General features: G+C 52.7%; 16 protein-coding genes and 1 pseudogene. 9 read left to right on the forward strand and 8 right to left on the reverse strand.

Going from position 1 to position 17607, the window contains the following annotated elements:
• Positions 1–62 precede the first annotated feature (62 nt).
• The 3 genes from ACLJZ5_RS17460 to ACLJZ5_RS17470 are packed head-to-tail and all read right to left on the reverse strand — an operon-like array spanning position 63 to position 1285.
• Positions 63–377 (reverse strand): membrane protein, encoded by a 315-nt coding sequence (locus tag ACLJZ5_RS17460; protein ID WP_000777266.1) that lies wholly within the window; start codon positions 375–377, stop codon positions 63–65.
• Positions 378–389: 12 nt separating this feature from the next.
• Complete coding sequence (locus tag ACLJZ5_RS17465; RefSeq protein ID WP_001270438.1) at positions 390–995, reverse strand: lytic transglycosylase domain-containing protein; 606 nt, start codon at positions 993–995, stop codon at positions 390–392.
• A gap of 2 nt (positions 996–997) precedes the next feature.
• On the reverse strand, positions 998–1285 hold the full coding sequence (locus ACLJZ5_RS17470; protein WP_001226439.1) for a putative holin: 288 nt from the start codon (positions 1283–1285) through the stop codon (positions 998–1000).
• A 576-nt stretch (positions 1286–1861) separates the two neighbouring features.
• On the opposite strand from ACLJZ5_RS17470, the gene ACLJZ5_RS17475 reads away from it, so the two are divergent.
• Positions 1862–2209 carry a Mor transcription activator family protein gene (locus ACLJZ5_RS17475; RefSeq protein ID WP_000615248.1) on the forward strand — a complete coding sequence of 116 codons (348 nt, stop codon included), beginning with the start codon at positions 1862–1864 and terminating at the stop codon, positions 2207–2209.
• Positions 2210–2338: 129 nt separating this feature from the next.
• On the opposite strand, the gene lysC is transcribed toward ACLJZ5_RS17475, so the two are convergent.
• The gene (gene lysC / locus ACLJZ5_RS17480; protein ID WP_000136392.1) at positions 2339–3688 is read right to left on the reverse strand and encodes a lysine-sensitive aspartokinase 3; all 1350 of its coding nucleotides are present in this window, start codon (positions 3686–3688) and stop codon (positions 2339–2341) included.
• Positions 3689–4076: 388 nt separating this feature from the next.
• On the opposite strand from lysC, the gene pgi reads away from it, so the two are divergent.
• The 6 genes from pgi (at position 4077) to psiE (ending at position 10497) form a co-directional block, all read left to right on the forward strand.
• Positions 4077–5726 (forward strand): glucose-6-phosphate isomerase, encoded by a 1650-nt coding sequence (gene pgi / locus ACLJZ5_RS17485; protein WP_024797331.1) that lies wholly within the window; start codon positions 4077–4079, stop codon positions 5724–5726.
• 443 nt (positions 5727–6169) lie between these two features.
• Positions 6170–6412 (forward strand): exopolysaccharide production protein YjbE, encoded by a 243-nt coding sequence (gene yjbE, locus ACLJZ5_RS17490; RefSeq protein ID WP_001541297.1) that lies wholly within the window; start codon positions 6170–6172, stop codon positions 6410–6412.
• 63 nt (positions 6413–6475) lie between these two features.
• Positions 6476–7114: a YjbF family lipoprotein gene (locus ACLJZ5_RS17495; protein ID WP_001651226.1), complete on the forward strand. Its 639-nt coding sequence runs from the start codon at positions 6476–6478 to the stop codon at positions 7112–7114.
• Entirely contained in the window at positions 7111–7848 is a 738-nt protein-coding gene (locus ACLJZ5_RS17500; protein ID WP_000977889.1) for a capsule biosynthesis GfcC family protein, read from the forward strand. Before ACLJZ5_RS17495 ends, ACLJZ5_RS17500 begins: the two co-directional genes overlap by 4 nt.
• Positions 7848–9944 carry a YjbH domain-containing protein gene (locus ACLJZ5_RS17505; protein WP_000750805.1) on the forward strand — a complete coding sequence of 699 codons (2097 nt, stop codon included), beginning with the start codon at positions 7848–7850 and terminating at the stop codon, positions 9942–9944. Before ACLJZ5_RS17500 ends, ACLJZ5_RS17505 begins: the two co-directional genes overlap by 1 nt.
• Positions 9945–10086: 142 nt before the next feature.
• The gene (gene psiE / locus ACLJZ5_RS17510) at positions 10087–10497 is read left to right on the forward strand and encodes a phosphate-starvation-inducible protein PsiE (RefSeq protein WP_000982752.1); all 411 of its coding nucleotides are present in this window, start codon (positions 10087–10089) and stop codon (positions 10495–10497) included.
• 45 nt (positions 10498–10542) lie between these two features.
• On the opposite strand, the gene xylE is transcribed toward psiE, so the two are convergent.
• From xylE to malF, 3 genes are all read right to left on the reverse strand, one after another.
• Positions 10543–12018 carry a D-xylose transporter XylE gene (gene xylE, locus ACLJZ5_RS17515; RefSeq protein ID WP_024797332.1) on the reverse strand — a complete coding sequence of 492 codons (1476 nt, stop codon included), beginning with the start codon at positions 12016–12018 and terminating at the stop codon, positions 10543–10545.
• Positions 12019–12337: 319 nt separating this feature from the next.
• The gene (gene malG / locus ACLJZ5_RS17520) at positions 12338–13228 is read right to left on the reverse strand and encodes a maltose ABC transporter permease MalG (RefSeq protein ID WP_001252081.1); all 891 of its coding nucleotides are present in this window, start codon (positions 13226–13228) and stop codon (positions 12338–12340) included.
• A gap of 14 nt (positions 13229–13242) precedes the next feature.
• Positions 13243–14787, reverse strand: a complete 1545-nt coding sequence (gene malF / locus ACLJZ5_RS17525; protein WP_024797333.1) for a maltose ABC transporter permease MalF — start codon at positions 14785–14787, stop codon at positions 13243–13245.
• 42 nt (positions 14788–14829) lie between these two features.
• Between malF and ACLJZ5_RS17530 the strand changes: the two are divergent.
• Positions 14830–14970 (forward strand): annotated as a pseudogene (locus tag ACLJZ5_RS17530) (hypothetical protein); the annotation flags it as partial.
• On the opposite strand, the gene malE reads toward ACLJZ5_RS17530, so the two are convergent.
• Positions 14919–16109 carry a maltose/maltodextrin ABC transporter substrate-binding protein MalE gene (gene malE / locus ACLJZ5_RS17535; protein WP_000695415.1) on the reverse strand — a complete coding sequence of 397 codons (1191 nt, stop codon included), beginning with the start codon at positions 16107–16109 and terminating at the stop codon, positions 14919–14921. The pseudogene ACLJZ5_RS17530 and the gene malE overlap by 52 nt on opposite strands.
• Before the next feature lie 361 nt (positions 16110–16470).
• Between malE and malK the strand changes: the two genes are divergently transcribed.
• Positions 16471–17580 (forward strand): maltose/maltodextrin ABC transporter ATP-binding protein MalK, encoded by a 1110-nt coding sequence (gene malK, locus ACLJZ5_RS17540; protein ID WP_000179173.1) that lies wholly within the window; start codon positions 16471–16473, stop codon positions 17578–17580.
• Positions 17581–17607 lie beyond the last annotated feature (27 nt).

Below are 17607 nucleotides of genomic sequence, written 5' to 3' on the forward strand. Positions count from 1 at the left end.
CCTTTAGAGAAAAAAGTTAAAACGAATAAAAAATCCCCGGCGTATAAACGGCGGGGATTTGTTTAATGGTTCCCTCGTTGAATCAGTTCTATTTTGCTATATAGCGCATCCAGTTTTGCTTCCAGAACGGCCTGACCGCGAAGATAATCCTCGCGGCGGACATAATGCAGCGGTAAATCGGCGCGAAATTCCAGAAATTCTCTCTCCAGCCTGGACCAGCCCGCTTCTGATTCGCGCCGGGCAGCTTCCAGTGCTTCAAAACGTTCATTCAGCCGTTTTTCAATTTGCGCCAGCAGCAATTTACCGGCAGCAAACATTAATCCAACAAACGAAAGTAAGAGGGAGATGACTTCCCAAAAATCGATACTGAGTTTCATTACTCCCTCTGATTAATGAATGCAGCTAGCCTGCCCCCATTGCAAATAACGGGGAGCATGTTGGTATAAAATCGCTTTGGGATAGTGACGATTCTCGCGCCAGTTTGCGGCGCTGCGCCCGGCGTTAACGCGTTCTACATGTTCAAACCAGATGGACGCATCTAACCCCTTTGCGGCGGCCAGCTTTTTATCTCTGTTAACCCAGCCTTGCCCGCCGTTATAGGCGCTCAGAGTGAAAGCCATTCGCTGGCAGCTATTTTTTGCTGACACGCTTTTCCACAACTGGCGGTCATACTGTACCAGCGCGCGTATCGCCCAGGCGGGATTAAACGGCTTGTTCTCGCGAAGCGCTGGGTACAACTGGCTTACCCATTTTGCCGTTGCGGGCATAAATTGCGCCATACCCTGCGCGCCAGCCGGAGAAAGCGCGTCAGGCGCCCAGCCGGATTCCTGATGTAGTTGCCCGGCAAAATCCGCAACGGGGGCGTTAAGCCCCCAGATTTCGCGCGCGGTACGAATCACTTCGTTTCGCCATTGCAGAGAAGCGCGCGGCGGTTCGGCAGCGTCGGCAGACAAGAAAGTCATAGCGCAGACCAGGCATACGTATTGATAACGCATCGTTACAGCCCCAGCGCGACGGCAAGGCAAATTGCCGCAACGATGATCGCGCGACGAATCATCGCCGCGGCGCAGCACAGCGATTCTTCCCAGGGGCAAAAGGAGTCGGGACGCGCCCAGGGGAAAAGACTGCGGTCGAGCCAGTAACCCAGCACCGCTGATAACGAAACCAGGCTGAGTTTATAGATGACGACCGGAATTTGCGCTGATGATGTCCAGCCGATAAGCGCAAACAGTACGACAGAGGCAATCAGCCAGCCGGAAAGTCGGGGAACAATAATTTTTCGCATACTCTATCTCCTGATAATTGAGAGAGAAGTATCGCTTTTCCCCATAGCGGAAGAACGAAAAGGGCTTTAATAAATACCTTTAAAAAATGTTTAGCGCATGGTGTCAAATGCCAACAAATAAACGAATAAATAAAGCTTTCGGGGCAGGGGGTAGAGGCTGCCTGCGGAGAGTCAGTATGTGTCTGTGGCAGGCAATGATGGCGGTATTGCTGCGTCATAATAATCTTTGATTAAAATTATCTTATTGATTTTTAAAGTCATTTTAAAAATTCACGCGATCGTGAGGAAAGCGATCTTTTTGATCGAACGCAGAAAAAAATGCAAAAAATTAACTGTATATACATACAGTATTGTGTAAAATGATGACATCAGTGAAGGCTTACTTCACCTATAAAATAAATACATATTATAAATTGAAAACGATATATACATTCTTTTAATTTATAATTAAATGCCGTTGATAGTAAATATTCATATATATTTTTAATATATTGATAGGTAGTTATTGCACCGTTTTTTACGCTTCCCTTTTTGGTGCCGTCACGGGGAGCATGGTGCTGGATATGGAGATAAAATATGATTCAGAAATCAAAAGAAATGGTTCGGCTTCCGGAGATTATTAACGATCTGGCGTTTCATGCGTCGCAGGTACTTATTGAAAGCATGAATATTGATAGCGCGTCAGCCGAAAATGCCGGTCAGGCAATTGCTGACAGAATGATGCGCAACTGGGGCGGGCAAAGCATTTATTTTCCCAAAGGTATCTCTGGTCGGGCTTCGGAACGGGATTATCAGATTTACAGCGAGTGCGATGGGCGTAATTATGCGGAGCTGGCCAAAAAGTACAATTTGACACTGCAGTGGATCTATAAAATCGTTAAGCGGGTCCACACGGAAAAACAGCACCAGCGGCGTATGCTGTAAGCGATATCGGGTATGGCGTATAGCGCAAGCGCTATACGCCGGGAGCTGCGACAGGCCGGATAAAGCGCTTGCGTCGCCATCCGGCAGCGTATTGCCTGATAGCGCTCACTCGCTGTCGTGTCAGGGCGATTATTCAAATAAGTTCTGATGTAGCTTTTGCACCACTTTCTCGGCATCGTCTCCCGGCACGAGGAAGCACAGATTGTGGCTGGAGGCGCCGTAACAAATCATGCGAATGTTGAACGGTTCCAGGACGCCAAACACTTCTTTACCAACGCCGCAGGCTTTTGACAGGTTGTTGCCAATCAGCGCGACCAGCGCCAGTCCTTCTTCGACTTCTACCCGACACAGCGCGGAAAGCTCCATCAATAAGGATTGGGTCAGTAACGTATCGCCCGTGGAGGTGGAGCCGGTAGTATCCAGCGTCAGCGCGACGCTCACCTCCGAAGTGGTAATCAGATCTACCGAAATATTATGCCGCGCCAGAATGCCGAACACCTCTGCCAGGAAGCCTCGTGAGTGCAGCATATTCAGGCTGTGCAGCGTCAATAGCGTTTGATTGCGGCGTAGCGCCAGCGCGCGGAACAGCGGCGGGTTTTGGGTTTTATTGCACACCAGCGTACCGCCCGCTTGCGGATCTTTACTGGAGCCAACGAAGACCGGGATATCGCTACGCACGGCCGGGAGTAAGGTGGCTGGATGCAGTACTTTTGCGCCGAAGGTTGCCATCTCCGCCGCTTCTTCAAAGTCGATTTCATCAATTCGCTGCGCGACGGGCACCACGCGCGGGTCGGTGGTGTAAATACCGGGCACATCTGTCCAGATATCAACCCGCGCGGCGTGGAGCGCTTCAGCCAGCAACGCTGCCGTATAGTCGCTGCCGCCGCGGCCTAACGTCGTGGTGCGGCCTTTGCTTTCACTGCCGATAAAGCCCTGAGTAATGACCAAAGTTTCGTTCAGGCGCGGGAGCAACTGCTGCGCGGCCAGTTCCGCAAGCGCTGCGACGTCCGGTTCCGCACGACCAAAGCGATCGCTGGTACGCATCACTTTGCGCACGTCGAACCAGTGGGCCTGTACGTCGCGTTCACGCAGGATCTCAACAAATAGCAGGGTAGACATCAGCTCGCCGTGGCTGACCAGTTCATCGGTCAGGGCTGCCGATGTCGCCAGCGATGCCGCCTCCGCCAGAATAGTGATGTTTTCCAGCAGGCGTTCAATCTCTTCGCGAATGACATTCGGATGACGCAGACGATCAAGGATATCGAACTGGATTTTACGGATGGCGTCGAGCGTAGCGAAACGTTCGCCAGGCTCCATCCCTTCGGCCAGCGCCACCAGCAGATTAGTGATGCCGGCAGACGCGGAAAGCACGACTAAACGAACATTGGCGTCGGAAAGTACGATATCCGCGCTACGGTTCATGGCGTCAAAATCAGCGACGCTGGTACCGCCAAATTTGGAAACAACGATCTCTGTCATATCAACCTCGTGTCAGGAAATGAAAAACGCGACCATGGCACAAGGGCAGAACAGAAACCGGTGCAGGCGCAAATGCAAGTAACGTATTTATAAATAAAAGTTGTGGCCTGGACTGTCAACGTTGGGATTATGCGGATTTTTTATGCTGAGTTTAGGCTCAGTAACAGCGCTTATAACCCCGATACCCGTTTGTAGGAATGTTGGCTTATCTATGCGCCCGGCGACTCACCCACTTGCCGCCTTTCTGCACCTCGAATTATTTAGGGTATATACTTTTTATCCTCATTCGACAGTGCCTGGGGCAACGGCACTAAAACAATCACACTTTTCTGTGACTGGCGTTACAATCGATCCCAGTCACAATTCTCAAATCAGAAGAGTATTGCTAATGAAAAACATCAATCCAACGCAGACTTCTGCCTGGCAGGCGCTCCAGAAACACTACGATGAAATGAAAGACGTTACGATCGCTGAGCTTTTTGCGAACGATAGCGACCGTTTTGCTAAATTTTCCGCGACGTTTGACGATCTGATGCTGGTGGATTTCTCCAAAAACCGCATCACCGAAGAGACGCTGGCAAAATTACAGGATCTGGCGAAAGAGACCGATCTGGCCGGCGCGATTAAATCCATGTTCTCCGGCGAGAAGATCAACCGCACCGAAGACCGCGCCGTGCTGCACGTGGCGCTGCGTAACCGTAGCAATACGCCGATCATTGTGGACGGCAAAGATGTGATGCCGGAAGTGAACGCCGTGCTTGAGAAGATGAAAACTTTCTCGCAAGCGATTATCTCCGGTCAGTGGAAAGGCTACACCGGTAAGGCCATCACCGACGTGGTGAATATCGGTATCGGTGGTTCCGACCTCGGCCCGTTCATGGTGACCGAAGCGCTGCGTCCGTATAAAAATCATCTGACTATGCACTTCGTCTCTAACGTTGATGGTACCCACATCGCTGAAGTGCTGAAGAAAGTGAACCCTGAAACCACACTGTTCCTGGTCGCTTCTAAAACTTTCACCACCCAGGAAACCATGACCAACGCCCACAGCGCGCGCGACTGGTTCCTGAAAACTGCAGGCGATGAAAAACACGTGGCGAAACACTTTGCTGCGCTCTCCACCAACGCCAAAGCGGTCGGCGAATTTGGTATCGACACGGCCAATATGTTCGAGTTCTGGGACTGGGTCGGCGGTCGTTACTCGCTGTGGTCTGCCATCGGGCTATCCATTATTCTGTCCGTCGGTTTCGACAACTTTGTCGAGCTGCTTTCCGGCGCACACGCGATGGACAAGCATTTCTCCACCACTCCGGCGGAGAAAAACCTACCCGTTCTGCTGGCGTTGATTGGCATCTGGTACAACAATTTCTTCGGCGCGGAAACCGAAGCCATTCTGCCGTACGACCAGTATATGCACCGTTTCGCCGCCTACTTCCAGCAGGGTAACATGGAATCCAACGGTAAATACGTTGACCGTAACGGCAACGCCGTGGATTACCAGACAGGCCCAATTATCTGGGGCGAACCAGGCACCAACGGTCAGCACGCGTTTTATCAATTGATTCACCAGGGTACTAAAATGGTGCCGTGTGACTTTATCGCCCCGGCTATCACCCATAACCCGCTATCCGATCATCATCAGAAGCTGCTGTCTAACTTCTTCGCGCAGACCGAAGCGCTGGCGTTTGGTAAATCCCGCGAGGTGGTTGAGCAGGAATATCGCGATCAGGGTAAAGATCCGGCGCAGCTTGAACACGTTGTGCCATTCAAAGTGTTTGAAGGCAACCGCCCGACCAACTCTATCCTGCTGCGTGAAATTACGCCGTTCAGCCTGGGTGCGCTGATTGCGTTGTATGAGCATAAAATCTTTACGCAGGGCGTCATCCTGAACATCTTTACTTTCGACCAGTGGGGCGTTGAGTTGGGTAAACAGTTGGCTAACCGTATTCTGCCGGAGCTGGGCGATGATAAAGCTATTTCGTCCCATGATAGCTCTACCAACGGTCTGATTAACCGTTATAAAGCCTGGCGCGCCTGATGGCGCTGCGCTTATCCGGTCTACGTAATGCATAGCGTCTGTAGGCCGGATAAGGCGTTTCGCCGCCATCCGGCAAAAAGAGAATAAGATAATAAAAAGGCCGATATTCACATCGGCTTTTTTTATAAGATAATTCCGCTTGTCCGTCTTTATCCCCACAATTTTATATTGAGCTTAATCCTAAAATAAGCAATAACCAGAAAATCACTCTGCGTTATTTTCAGATTATACGGATGCCGATGTCTTTTGGTTTAATTTTAACTTATTGATTTTATTTGTTTGTTAATTAAATAATGTAGGCGTTACTTCTTTAAAGTTTAATTATCCTAAAACCTCGCTGTTATTTCTCCCGGACATAATCCGCCTGCTTTGGTTGTGTATACTCGGTAGCGCCCGAAATTCTTTTGGGTAAATCTCCATTCATTCAATGAAGGGAAATTATGATGAAAAAAGTACTGTATGGCATTTTTGCCATAACCGCGCTTGCGGCGACATCTGTCTCGGCAGCCCCCGTTCAGGTGGGTGAAGCGGCAGGGTCGGCAGCGACGTCGGTATCGGCGGGAAGCTCCTCCGCTACCAGCGTTAGCACCGTAAGTTCGGCGGTGGGCGTCGCGTTAGCGGCAACCGGCGGCGGCGATGGTTCCAATACCGGAACCACGACCACCACGACCACCAGTACCCAGTAGTATCGGTACGTTTAACCATAACCACACTCCGGTGTGGTTATTTTGCCCCTCTGGAGAAGCGTCGTGAAGCGACTCGCACTTATCCTGATTTGCCTGCTATTACAGGCGTGTTCGGCCACCACCAAAGGCCTGGGCGATTCACTGTGGGACAGTTTGTTCGGTACGCCAGGCGTACAGCTAACGGATGACGATATTCAAAACATGCCGTATGCCAGCCAGTACATGCAGCTTAACGGCGGTCCTCAGCTGTTTGTGGTGCTCGCTTTCTCGGAAAACGGGCAGCAGAAATGGGTGACGCAGGATGGCGCGACGATCGTGACGCAGCATGGCCGTCTGGTCAAAACGCTGCTCGGCGGCGACAACCTGATCGATGTGAATAATCTGGCGGCCGACCCGCTGGCGAAACCAGGACAGATTATCGATGGCGCGACCTGGACTCGCACCCTGGGCTGGACCGAACATCGCCAGGTGCGTTACGCCACCGCCCGTTCCGTTTTTACATGGCGAGGGACCGATAGCGTTAGCGTCGGCAGTGAAGAGACCGCCGTGCGGGTGCTGGATGAAGAAGTGACGACCGATCAAACGCGCTGGCGTAATCGCTACTGGATTGATAGCGAAGGCCAAATTCGCCAGACGGAACAGTATCTGGGCGCAAATTACTTTCCGGTGAAAACCACGCTGATTAAGGCGGCAAAATCATGATGAAAAGGATGATAAGCGCGCTGGCGCTGGCCTTTATCGCGTCATCCGCCTTTGCCAGCGGCACTGTTACCGTTTTTACCCAGGGTAATAGCGAGCCTAAAACGCTGACAGACGCTGAGCGTCTGCTCGATTTAGTCGGACAGCCGCGCCTGGCAACGAGCTGGTGGCCTGCGGCGGTGATAGGCGAAGAACAGGCGACCGTGACGGCGCGTCAACAGCAGCAGGAACTTCTCGGGCGACTGGCGGCGCTCAGCGCTGAGGAAGACGGCGATGCGGCGGCGGCGATAAACACACTGCGCCGACAGATTCAGGCGGTGAAGGTGACGGGCAGACAATTCGTGAATCTTGATCCTGACGTGGTGCGGGTAAGCGAACGAGGTAACCCGCCGCTGCAAGGTCACTACACGCTCTGGGTCGGGCCGCAACCCACGCAGGTGACGCTCTTTGGCTTGATTAGCCAGCCGGGCAGCCAGCCGTTCGTCCCTGGGCGGGACGTCGCCAGTTATCTTGAGGGTCAGCGCTTACTCAGCGGCGCGGATCGTAGCTATGCCTGGGTGGTTTACCCTGATGGACGCAGCCAAAAAGCGCCGGTGGCTTACTGGAATAAACGTCATATCGAGCCGATGCCCGGCAGCATTATTTTTGTCGGTTTTGCCGATTCCCTTTGGCGCGGCACGCCGGAGGCGATAAATGCCGACATTCTTCATACCCTGACGCAGCGGATACCGGAATAATGAAAAAAACACATCTGCTCAGCGTGCTGGCGCTGGGTATTAGCGCGGCCTGCCATGCCGAAACATATCCAGCCCCTGTTGGGCCTTCACAATCTGACTTTGGCGGCGTGGGCCTGCTGCAAACGCCGACAGCGCGTATGGCGCGTGAAGGGGAGATGAGCCTGAACTATCGCGATAACGATCAGTACCGCTACTACTCGGCTTCGGTTCAGCTTTTCCCGTGGCTGGAAACCACGTTGCGCTATACCGATGTCCGTACGAAAAAGTACAGCAGCGTGGAATCATTCTCCGGCGACCAGACTTACAAAGATAAAGCGTTTGATGTGAAACTGCGGTTGTGGGAAGAGAGTTACTGGATGCCGCAGGTGGCGGTTGGCGCGCGCGATATCGGCGGAACGGGGCTGTTTGATGCGGAATATATTGTAGCGAGTAAGGCCTGGGGGCCGTTTGATTTTTCATTAGGTCTCGGCTGGGGCTATCTTGGCACCAGCGGCAATGTGTCTAATCCTTTCTGTTCGTATAGTGATAAATTCTGTTCGCGTGATAACAGTTATAAAGAGGCAGGTTCCGTCGACGGTAGCGATATGTTTCACGGCCCGGCCTCGCTGTTTGGCGGCGTGGAATACCAGACCCCGTGGCAACCGCTACGCCTGAAGCTGGAGTATGAAGGCAATAACTATCAGCAGGATTTTGCGGGGAAACTGGAACAGAAGAGCAAGTTTAACGTCGGCGCCATTTACCGCGTCACCGATTGGGCCGACGTTAACCTCAGCTACGAGCGCGGCAACACCTTTATGTTTGGCGTCACGCTGCGCACCAATTTCAACGATTTACGTCCCGCGTATCATGACAATTCACGCCCGCAATACCGACCACAGCCGCAGGATGCCATCCTGCAACATTCGGTAGTGGCTAATCAATTAACGTTATTGAAATATAATGCCGGTCTGGCGGACCCGAAAATCCAGGTCAAAGGCGATACGCTGTACGTTACCGGTGAACAGGTGAAGTACCGCGACTCCCGTGAAGGGATCGTGCGCGCTAACCGGATCGTCATGAACGATCTGCCGGAGGGGATCCGCACGATCCGCGTGACGGAAAACCGCCTTAATCTGCCGCAGGTCACCACTGAAACCGATGTCGCCAGCCTGAAACGCCATCTGGAAGGCGAACCGCTGGGACATGAAACCCCGCTGGCGCAAAAACGCGTGGAGCCGATCGTGCCAGAGAGTACTGAACAGGGTTGGTATATCGACAAGTCGCGCGTTGATTTTCATCTTGATCCCGTGCTGAATCAGTCGGTAGGCGGCCCGGAAAACTTCTATATGTATCAGTTGGGCGTAATGGGAACTGCGGATCTGTGGGTCACGGATCATCTGCTCACCACGGGCAGCGTGTTTGCCAATATCGCCAACAACTACGACAAATTTAACTACACCAATCCGCCGAAGGATTCGCATCTGCCGCGGGTGCGTACGCATGTCCGTGAGTATGTGCAGAACGATGTTTATGTGAATAACCTACAGGCCAACTACTTCCAGTATTTTGGCAATGGTTTCTATGGGCAGGTCTATGGCGGTTATCTGGAGACCATGTTTGGCGGTGCCGGGGCGGAAGTCCTGTATCGCCCGGTAGACAGCAATTGGGCGTTTGGCCTGGATGCCAACTACGTGAAACAGCGTGACTGGCGTAGCGCGCAGGATATGATGAAGTTTACCGATTACAGCGTGAAGACCGGACATTTGACCGCATACTGGACGCCGTCGTTCGCCCAGGATGTGCTGGTGAAAGCCAGCGTTGGTCAGTATCTGGCGGGCGATAAAGGCGGTACGCTGGAGATCGCCAAACGCTTCGATAGCGGCGTCGTTGTCGGTGGTTACGCGACGATTACCGATGCATCGCCGGATGAATATGGGGAAGGGGATTTTACCAAAGGCGTATATGTTTCCGTGCCGCTGGATCTCTTCTCGTCCGGCCCAACCCGAAGTCGTGCGGCAATTGGCTGGACGCCGCTGACGCGTGACGGTGGTCAACAGCTTGGCCGTAAGTTTGGCCTGTATGATATGACCAGTGACAGGAGCGTAAATTTCCGTTAATACTCAGGCCGGATAAGGCGTTCACGGCGCTATCCGGCAAATTATCTTATTGAACAAAATATAAACATAAATAAAAAATATAGATGCCCGTCACATTTGTGCGTTATACAGAAACCTCGCCGCAGAGAAAGAGGGGGCTGTTATGATGCCATTATCGCGCTCACGTCTTGAGTTTATCGCCACGATTTTACAAAACGTACTAAATTTGGGGCTGCTTACCCTCGGTCTGATCCTGGTCGTTTTTCTCGGTAAAGAGACGGTTCATCTGGCGGACGCATTATTCGTGCCTGAGCAAGCCAGCAAATATGAACTGGTGGAAGGGCTGGTGATCTACTTTCTTTATTTCGAATTTATTGCGCTGATTGTGAAGTACTTTAAGTCTGGCCTTCACTTTCCGCTGCGCTATTTCGTGTACATTGGGATCACGGCGATTGTGCGTCTGATCATTGTCGATCATAAAACGCCAATGGATGTATTACTCTATTCGGCGGCGATCCTCCTGTTGGTTATCACGTTGTGGTTATGTAATTCGAACCGACTACGGCGAGAATAGGCGTCGCCACACCGTAACGGACGTACGGCGTGGCGATAAATCAGCTTATTGTATGGCGGCTTTCGGCGTTTTCTCTTCTGCTGGCGTCCATAACTTCTCAAGTTCTTCCAGCGTTTTGCCTTTGGTTTCCGGCACGAACTTCCACATAAACAGCGCCGCCAGAATACCCATACAACCGTAAATCCAGTAGGAGAAACCGTTGTGGAAATGGGAAACCAGCCACGAATTTTTGTCCATCATCGGGAAGGTCCAGGAGACGAAGTAGTTCGCCAGCCACTGCGCGGCGACGGCAATGGCGAGCGCTTTGCCACGAATCGCGTTCGGGAAGATTTCTGCCAGCAGCACCCAACAAACCGGTCCCCAGGACATGGCAAATGCGGCGACGTAAAACAGCATCGACAGCAGCGCTATCAGCCCGGAAGCCTGGGTGTAAAACGCGGTGCCAAGGCTGAACATCCCAAGAGCCATGCCCAATGCGCCAATAATTTGCAGCGGTTTGCGACCAAATTTATCTACCGTCATAATGGCCAGCACGGTGAAGCTCAGGTTGATTACGCCGACAATAATGGTCTGCAAGAGCGCCACGTCGGTGCTGGCCCCCAACGTTTTAAACACTTCCGGCGCGTAGTAGAGCACGACGTTAATGCCGACAAACTGCTGGAAGACGGACAGCATCACGCCGATGACTATCACGCCCACGCCAAACATCAACAGGCGTCCGCCGGTTTTACGACCATGCTCCAGAGACTGGTTGATCTCCTGCATGGCCTGGGTGGTGAGGCTGCTACCCATAATTTTGCGCAGAATGCCCTCCGCCTGTTCGTGTTTGCCACGTGCCATCAGCCAGCGCGGGCTTTCCGGTACGGTATACAGCAGCAGTAAAAACAGCAGGGCGGGAATACTTTCGGAAGCAAACATATATCGCCAGCCATCGGTATTCAGCCAGTTAGCGTCACCAGAGCGGGCAATGAAATAGTTAACGCAATACACCAACAGTTGACCAAAAATAATGGCGAACTGGTTAAAGGAAACCAGTTTCCCACGAATATGCGCTGGAGCCAGTTCAGCAATATACATCGGTGAGAGCATTGAGGCTAAACCAACGCCAATACCACCGATGATGCGATAAATAACAAATTCGGGGACATATCCGGCCAAATAAACAGGCACGACATTATCTGGGTTAATCGTGGTAAATCCTAATTCTGGCCATGCGGAGCCAATACCGGAAATAAAGAACAGCAGAGCGGCGATTTTCAGCGAGTCCCGACGACCAAAACGGTTACTGCAATAACCGCCCAGCGCACCGCCGATGATGCAGCCAATCAACGCACTGGCGACACAGAAGCCCAATAGCGAGTTGGCGGCGGATTCACTTAAATGTTGCGGAGCGACAAACACGGTATTTAAGGATTCTACCGTTCCGGATATGACGGCAGTGTCATAGCCGAATAATAACCCTCCTAATGTTGCGACTAAGGTAATGGAAAAAATATAGCGGGAATTATAGTGGGTGTTCATTCAGACCTGCCTTAGAGGATACAGCTCTTTTGATCAGTGTCGTGATGGTGAATTTAACAGGCAGGGAAGACAATTATCATTTTTTACATTGCAATTATGTTTTGTCTTTTCTGTGATCTTAATTCTGTTTAATTTGTCTGTTTTCAGTCGGTAAATATAATTGCAGTGATGGGGGCCACGAAAGGAAATAATCGTAACAGCAATGCAAAATAACATAAAAAAAGCGCTCCGAAGAGCGCCAAAATACGACCATAAGTGGGGATAACATAAGTTGAGGGCAGTGGCATTGCCCGTTGCCGGGCAGGTACTTCGATAAAACTTAACCTTTCACCCCCCCTGCCGTCAGGCCGTTGACTAGCCAACGTTGCGCCAACAGGAACACCAGGGTGATAGGAATAGCAGAAAGGACGGCGGCGGCGGCAAAGTCGCCCCACAGGTAGTTTTGCGGGTTGAGATATTGCTGCATACCCACGGCCAGCGTATAGCTGTCCACATCGCGCAGTAACAACGAGGCGACCGGAACTTCGGTAATCGCCGCGATGAACGACAGAATAAACACCACTGCCAGAATCGGTACGGAAAGCGGCAGCAGCACCAGGCGAAATGCCTGCCACGGGGTTGCGCCATCCAGCGCGGCGGCCTCTTCCAGCGAGCTGTCGATAGTTTCGAAGTAGCCTTTAATCGTCCAGACATGCAGCGCAATGCCGCCAAGATAGGCGAAGATCACGCCGCCATGCGTATTCAGACCGATAAATGGAATGTATTGTCCCAGGCGGTCAAATAACGCATACAGCGCCACCAGAGACAAAACCGCCGGAAACATCTGGAAAATCAGCATCCCCTTGAGCAGTGTTGCTTTACCTGGAAAACGCATTCGTGCGAAAGCGTAGGCGCAGGTGGTGGAGAGCGCTACGATGCCGATGGCGGTAATACCGGCGATTTTCACCGAGTTCCACAGCCACAGCAGTACCGGGAAGGGCGGCGGCGTTACCCGACCATCCGCATGTTCCACGCTGAAACCCAGCGCCAGCCGCCAGTGTTCCCAGGAGATTTTATCCGGGATCAGGCTTCCGGTGGCGAAGTTCCCTTCACGTAGCGAGATAGCGATGACCATCAGCAGTGGGAACATGATCGCCGCGATGAAAATCAGCAGCCCCAGGTGCGTGATGAAGAGACGCAGTTTCTGAGATTTGGGTTGGACCATAGCCATTGTTATTATCTCCCTTAATCAAACTTCATACGCGTGGCTTTCAGGTTCACTATTGCCAGCGCGCCTACCAGCAGGAAGATCAGCGTGGCAATGGCCGCCGCCAGACCGAAGTCCTGACCGCCGCCGCCTTCAAAGGCGATACGGTAGGTGTAGCTGACGAGCAGATCGGTATAACCGGCAGGCGTGGTGGTGCCGAGACGGTCTGGCCCGCCGTTGGTCAATAACTGAATCAGGACAAAGTTATTAAAGTTAAAGGCGAAGCTGGCGATCATCAGCGGCGTTAGCGGCTTAATCAGCAGCGGTAAGGTGATCTTAAAGAAATTCTGAAATGGACCGGCGCCGTCCATTGCGGAGGCTTCGTACAGGTCATCCGGAATCGCTTTCAGCAGCCCCATACACAGGATCATCATGTAGGGATAGCCCAGCCAGGTATTCACGATAATCACCATTGCCCGCGCGGTGTTGGGGTCGCTGAACCAGGCAGGTTTAATGCCGAACAGCGCGCTCAGCATCATATTGATTTCACCAAAGCTTTGGTTGAATAACCCTTTGAAAATCAAAATTGAAATAAACGACGGTACGGCGTAGGGCAGAATCAGCAGGACGCGGTAGATAGCTTTACCTTTCAGCGCTTCCCACTGTACGAGGCAGGCCAATACCATCCCAACCGCCACGGTTAACACCACAGTGAGGACCGAAAAGACCACGGTCCAGACGAAGATAGCGAAAAAGGGCTTCTGGATCCCTTCGTCGGTAAAGACGCGCGTAAAGTTTTTCGCGCCGATAGTAACGGTATAACCAGGACTGAGTTTTTCATCACCCCAGCTTCCGTCGGCGTTGATCGACTGATAATAACCGCTATCGTTGTTTGGCCGGTATTTTACGCCGCTCTGGTTATTGGTAAGCAGGCCGTCATCAGCCAGTGTGTACAGCGGACGGGTACCGGAAAACTGACGCAGCGAGCTCATAATCACTTTGCTTTCATCCGGCAGGACGGCGGTTATCTGGTTCAACGCCAGACGGTTCTGGGTGATTATCCGCAGATTGGCGCGTTCGCCGCCCGGCAGGGCATCGGTCTCTTTCAGCTGTAATTTTTGTTCGCCGCCGAAGGAAAATGCGTCAGACAGGTAATGTTTGCCCGTTTCGCCGTCGGTGAGGGCCAGTTGCCACTCGTCGCCGCTCGGGTAAAGACCGAAGTTATAGGTTTTTCCTGCCTGATAAGAACGGTCCATCAGCACTTGCTGGGCGCGTTCAAAGGTGAGCTGGTTGGTGCTGCTGTAGTTAGTAAAGGCGATAGCGATGGTGCACACCAGCGGGAATAGCACAAACAGCCCCATGCCGGCGAGGCCAGGGTAAACGTAGCGCCAGGCATAGGTTTTACGATTTGCGAAAATATACAGGCCAGCAGAGCTTAAAATCAGCGTCATGATGGCGAACAGATACTCCCCTTGTACGTACATTAAAACTACAAGGTAACCCACCAGCAGGCCCAGCAGACCAATTACTGACCATTTAAGCGGGTCGCTTTGCCACCAGTGTTTCTTTTTAATGACATCCATGGGGGTTTTCCTCTACAGCGTTGAAACTTCCTGGCCGGAGATGTGCCTGATGGCGCTGCGCTTATCAGGCCTACGGTGTGTTGTAGGCCGGATAAGGCATTTATGCCGCCATCCGGCACAGGCTCGCGGCATTACTTGGTGATACGGCTTTGTGCATCTTTCAGCGCGGCATCCACGGTTTGACGGCCGCTGGCGGCGTTGATCACAGCCGTACGTACCGCATACCAGAAGGCGGACATCTGCGGAATATTCGGCATGATCTCGCCTTTCTGGGCGTTATCCATGGTGGCGGCGATACGGGGGTCTTTCGCTAACTGCTCCTGGAAAGATTTCAGCGCCACAGCGCCCAGCGGTTTATCTTTGTTCACCGCTTCCAGACCCTGGTCGGTCAGCAGGTAGTTTTCGAGGAACTCTTTCGCCAGCTCTTTATTCGGGCTGGCAGCGTTAATCCCCGCGCTCAGCACGCCGACGAACGGTTTCGAGGGTTTGCCTTTGAAGGTCGGCAGCAGGGTGACACCGTAGTTGACTTTGCTCTTGTCGATGTTCGACCATGCCCACGGACCGTTGATGGTCATTGCCGTTTCGCCTTTATTGAAGGCCGCTTCGGCGATGGAGTAATCGGTATCGGCGCTCATATTTTTGTTTTTGATCATATCGATCAGGAAAGTCAGGCCCGCTTTCGCGCCGGCGTTATCGACGCCAACGTCTTTCACGTCATACTTGCCGTTTTCAAATTTGAACGCGTAACCGCCGTCAGCGGCGATCAAAGGCCAGGTGAAATACGGCTCTTGCAGGTTGAACATTATCGCCGACTTCCCTTTCGCTTTTAGCTCTTTATCCAGCGCCGGGATCTCTTCCCAGGTTTTCGGCGGGTTCGGGACGAGGTCTTTGTTATAAATCAGGGAGAGGGCTTCAACGGCGATGGGGTAGGCGATCAGCTTGCCGTTATAGCGTACCGCATCCCAGGTGAACGGATAGAGTTTGTCCTGAAACGCTTTATCCGGAGTGACCTCCGCCAGCAGACCAGACTGCGCGTAGCCGCCAAAACGGTCGTGCGCCCAGAAGATAATGTCAGGACCGTCGCCGGTGGCAGCCACCTGCGGGAATTTCTCTTCCAGCTTATCCGGGTGCTCAACGGTCACTTTAATGCCGGTGTCTTGCTCAAATTTTTTACCGACCTCGGCCAGACCGTTATAGCCCTTGTCGCCGTTGATCCAGATAACCAGTTTACCTTCTTCAATTTTGGCGAGAGCCGGGGCGGAAATCATCATCGTCGTAAGTGCGGATAATGCGAGGATGCCTACGCCAGTTTTAATCTTCATATCTCCCATCCTTTTTGGTGATGTACACAGAGGTGGTTTAACGGTCTCTAGTTTCTTTATACGACAACCTCTTTCCATCCTCCCCGCCCCTACGCCCCACCCCGGCTTTATGTGATCTGTGTTGCATAAATGTGAGTAATGCGTGCTGGCGCACACAAAAACACGCCGATTTTTGCGGGCGGCATCACGAAATTCCTTTTCTGTCCGCGCCCGTGGTCTCAGGCGCTGTGCCCTCATCCTCCCGCCTCCTCCCCCATAAAAAAGCCGGGGGGTGGAGGATTTACCCCAGTCAGGGATCGCGCATAGTCAGGCCATCATGAATGTTGCTGTCAATGACAGGTTGTAACGAAGGGAGAAGGGCATGGCGAGCGTACAGCTACGAAATGTAACGAAAGCCTGGGGTGACGTGGTGGTATCGAAAGATATTAACCTCGATATCCATGACGGGGAGTTCGTGGTGTTTGTCGGACCGTCAGGCTGTGGTAAATCGACCTTGCTGCGTATGATCGCCGGGCTTGAAACCATCACCAGTGGCGACCTGTTTATCGGGGAAACCCGTATGAATGATATTCCGCCTGCCGAGCGCGGCGTGGGCATGGTATTCCAGTCTTATGCGCTCTATCCCCATCTCTCCGTTGCAGAAAACATGTCTTTCGGCCTCAAGCTGGCGGGCGCCAAAAAAGAGGTAATGAATCAACGCGTCAACCAGGTGGCGGAAGTGCTGCAACTGGCGCATCTGCTGGAACGTAAGCCAAAAGCGCTTTCCGGCGGTCAGCGTCAGCGCGTAGCGATTGGCCGCACGCTGGTAGCGGAGCCGCGTGTGTTTTTGCTGGACGAACCGCTCTCTAACCTGGACGCCGCGCTACGCGTGCAGATGCGCATTGAAATTTCTCGCCTGCATAAACGTCTGGGCCGCACGATGATTTACGTCACCCACGATCAGGTCGAAGCGATGACGCTGGCCGACAAAATCGTGGTGCTGGACGCCGGTCGCGTCGCGCAGATCGGTAAGCCGCTGGAGTTGTACCACTATCCGGCGGACCGCTTTGTCGCGGGCTTTATCGGCTCGCCGAAGATGAACTTCCTGCCGGTGAAAGTGACCGCCACCGCGATTGAACAAGTCCAGGTCGAACTGCCGAATCGCCAGCAAATCTGGCTGCCGGTCGAAAGTCGCGGCGTGCAGGTCGGCGCCAATATGTCTTTAGGCATTCGGCCGGAACACCTGCTGCCGAGCGATATCGCCGATGTCACCCTGGAAGGTGAAGTCCAGGTGGTCGAGCAGTTAGGGCACGAAACACAAATTCATATCCAGATCCCCGCCATCCGTCAAAACCTGGTTTATCGCCAGAATGACGTGGTGCTGGTAGAAGAGGGCGCCACATTCGCTATCGGCCTGCCGCCAGAGCGCTGTCATCTGTTCCGCGAGGATGGCAGCGCATGTCGTCGTCTGCATCAAGAGCCGGGTGTTTAAGGCCTCCATAAAAAAACGAAACGCAAA

Origin of the sequence: Salmonella sp. 5800, assembly GCF_046558195.1 — a bacterium.
Lineage (GTDB): Bacteria > Pseudomonadota > Gammaproteobacteria > Enterobacterales > Enterobacteriaceae > Salmonella > Salmonella enterica.

Bases quoted from the DNA above. Each gene is read 5' to 3' on its own strand.
- malG (WP_001252081.1), bottom strand. From the start codon at position 13,228: ATGGCTATGGTCCAACCCAAATCTCAGAAACTGCGTCTCTTCATCACG.
- ACLJZ5_RS17460 (WP_000777266.1), bottom strand. From the start codon at position 377: ATGAAACTCAGTATCGATTTTTGGGAAGTCATCTCCCTCTTACTTTCG.
- malF (WP_024797333.1), bottom strand. From the start codon at position 14,787: ATGGATGTCATTAAAAAGAAACACTGGTGGCAAAGCGACCCGCTTAAA.
- malK (WP_000179173.1), top strand. From the start codon at position 16,471: ATGGCGAGCGTACAGCTACGAAATGTAACGAAAGCCTGGGGTGACGTG.
- ACLJZ5_RS17500 (WP_000977889.1), top strand. From the start codon at position 7,111: ATGATGAAAAGGATGATAAGCGCGCTGGCGCTGGCCTTTATCGCGTCA.
- psiE (WP_000982752.1), top strand. From the start codon at position 10,087: ATGATGCCATTATCGCGCTCACGTCTTGAGTTTATCGCCACGATTTTA.
- xylE (WP_024797332.1), bottom strand. From the start codon at position 12,018: ATGAACACCCACTATAATTCCCGCTATATTTTTTCCATTACCTTAGTC.
- ACLJZ5_RS17505 (WP_000750805.1), top strand. From the start codon at position 7,848: ATGAAAAAAACACATCTGCTCAGCGTGCTGGCGCTGGGTATTAGCGCG.
- lysC (WP_000136392.1), bottom strand. From the start codon at position 3,688: ATGACAGAGATCGTTGTTTCCAAATTTGGCGGTACCAGCGTCGCTGAT.
- pgi (WP_024797331.1), top strand. From the start codon at position 4,077: ATGAAAAACATCAATCCAACGCAGACTTCTGCCTGGCAGGCGCTCCAG.
- ACLJZ5_RS17475 (WP_000615248.1), top strand. From the start codon at position 1,862: ATGATTCAGAAATCAAAAGAAATGGTTCGGCTTCCGGAGATTATTAAC.
- ACLJZ5_RS17465 (WP_001270438.1), bottom strand. From the start codon at position 995: ATGCGTTATCAATACGTATGCCTGGTCTGCGCTATGACTTTCTTGTCT.
- ACLJZ5_RS17470 (WP_001226439.1), bottom strand. From the start codon at position 1,285: ATGCGAAAAATTATTGTTCCCCGACTTTCCGGCTGGCTGATTGCCTCT.
- malE (WP_000695415.1), bottom strand. From the start codon at position 16,109: ATGAAGATTAAAACTGGCGTAGGCATCCTCGCATTATCCGCACTTACG.
- yjbE (WP_001541297.1), top strand. From the start codon at position 6,170: ATGAAAAAAGTACTGTATGGCATTTTTGCCATAACCGCGCTTGCGGCG.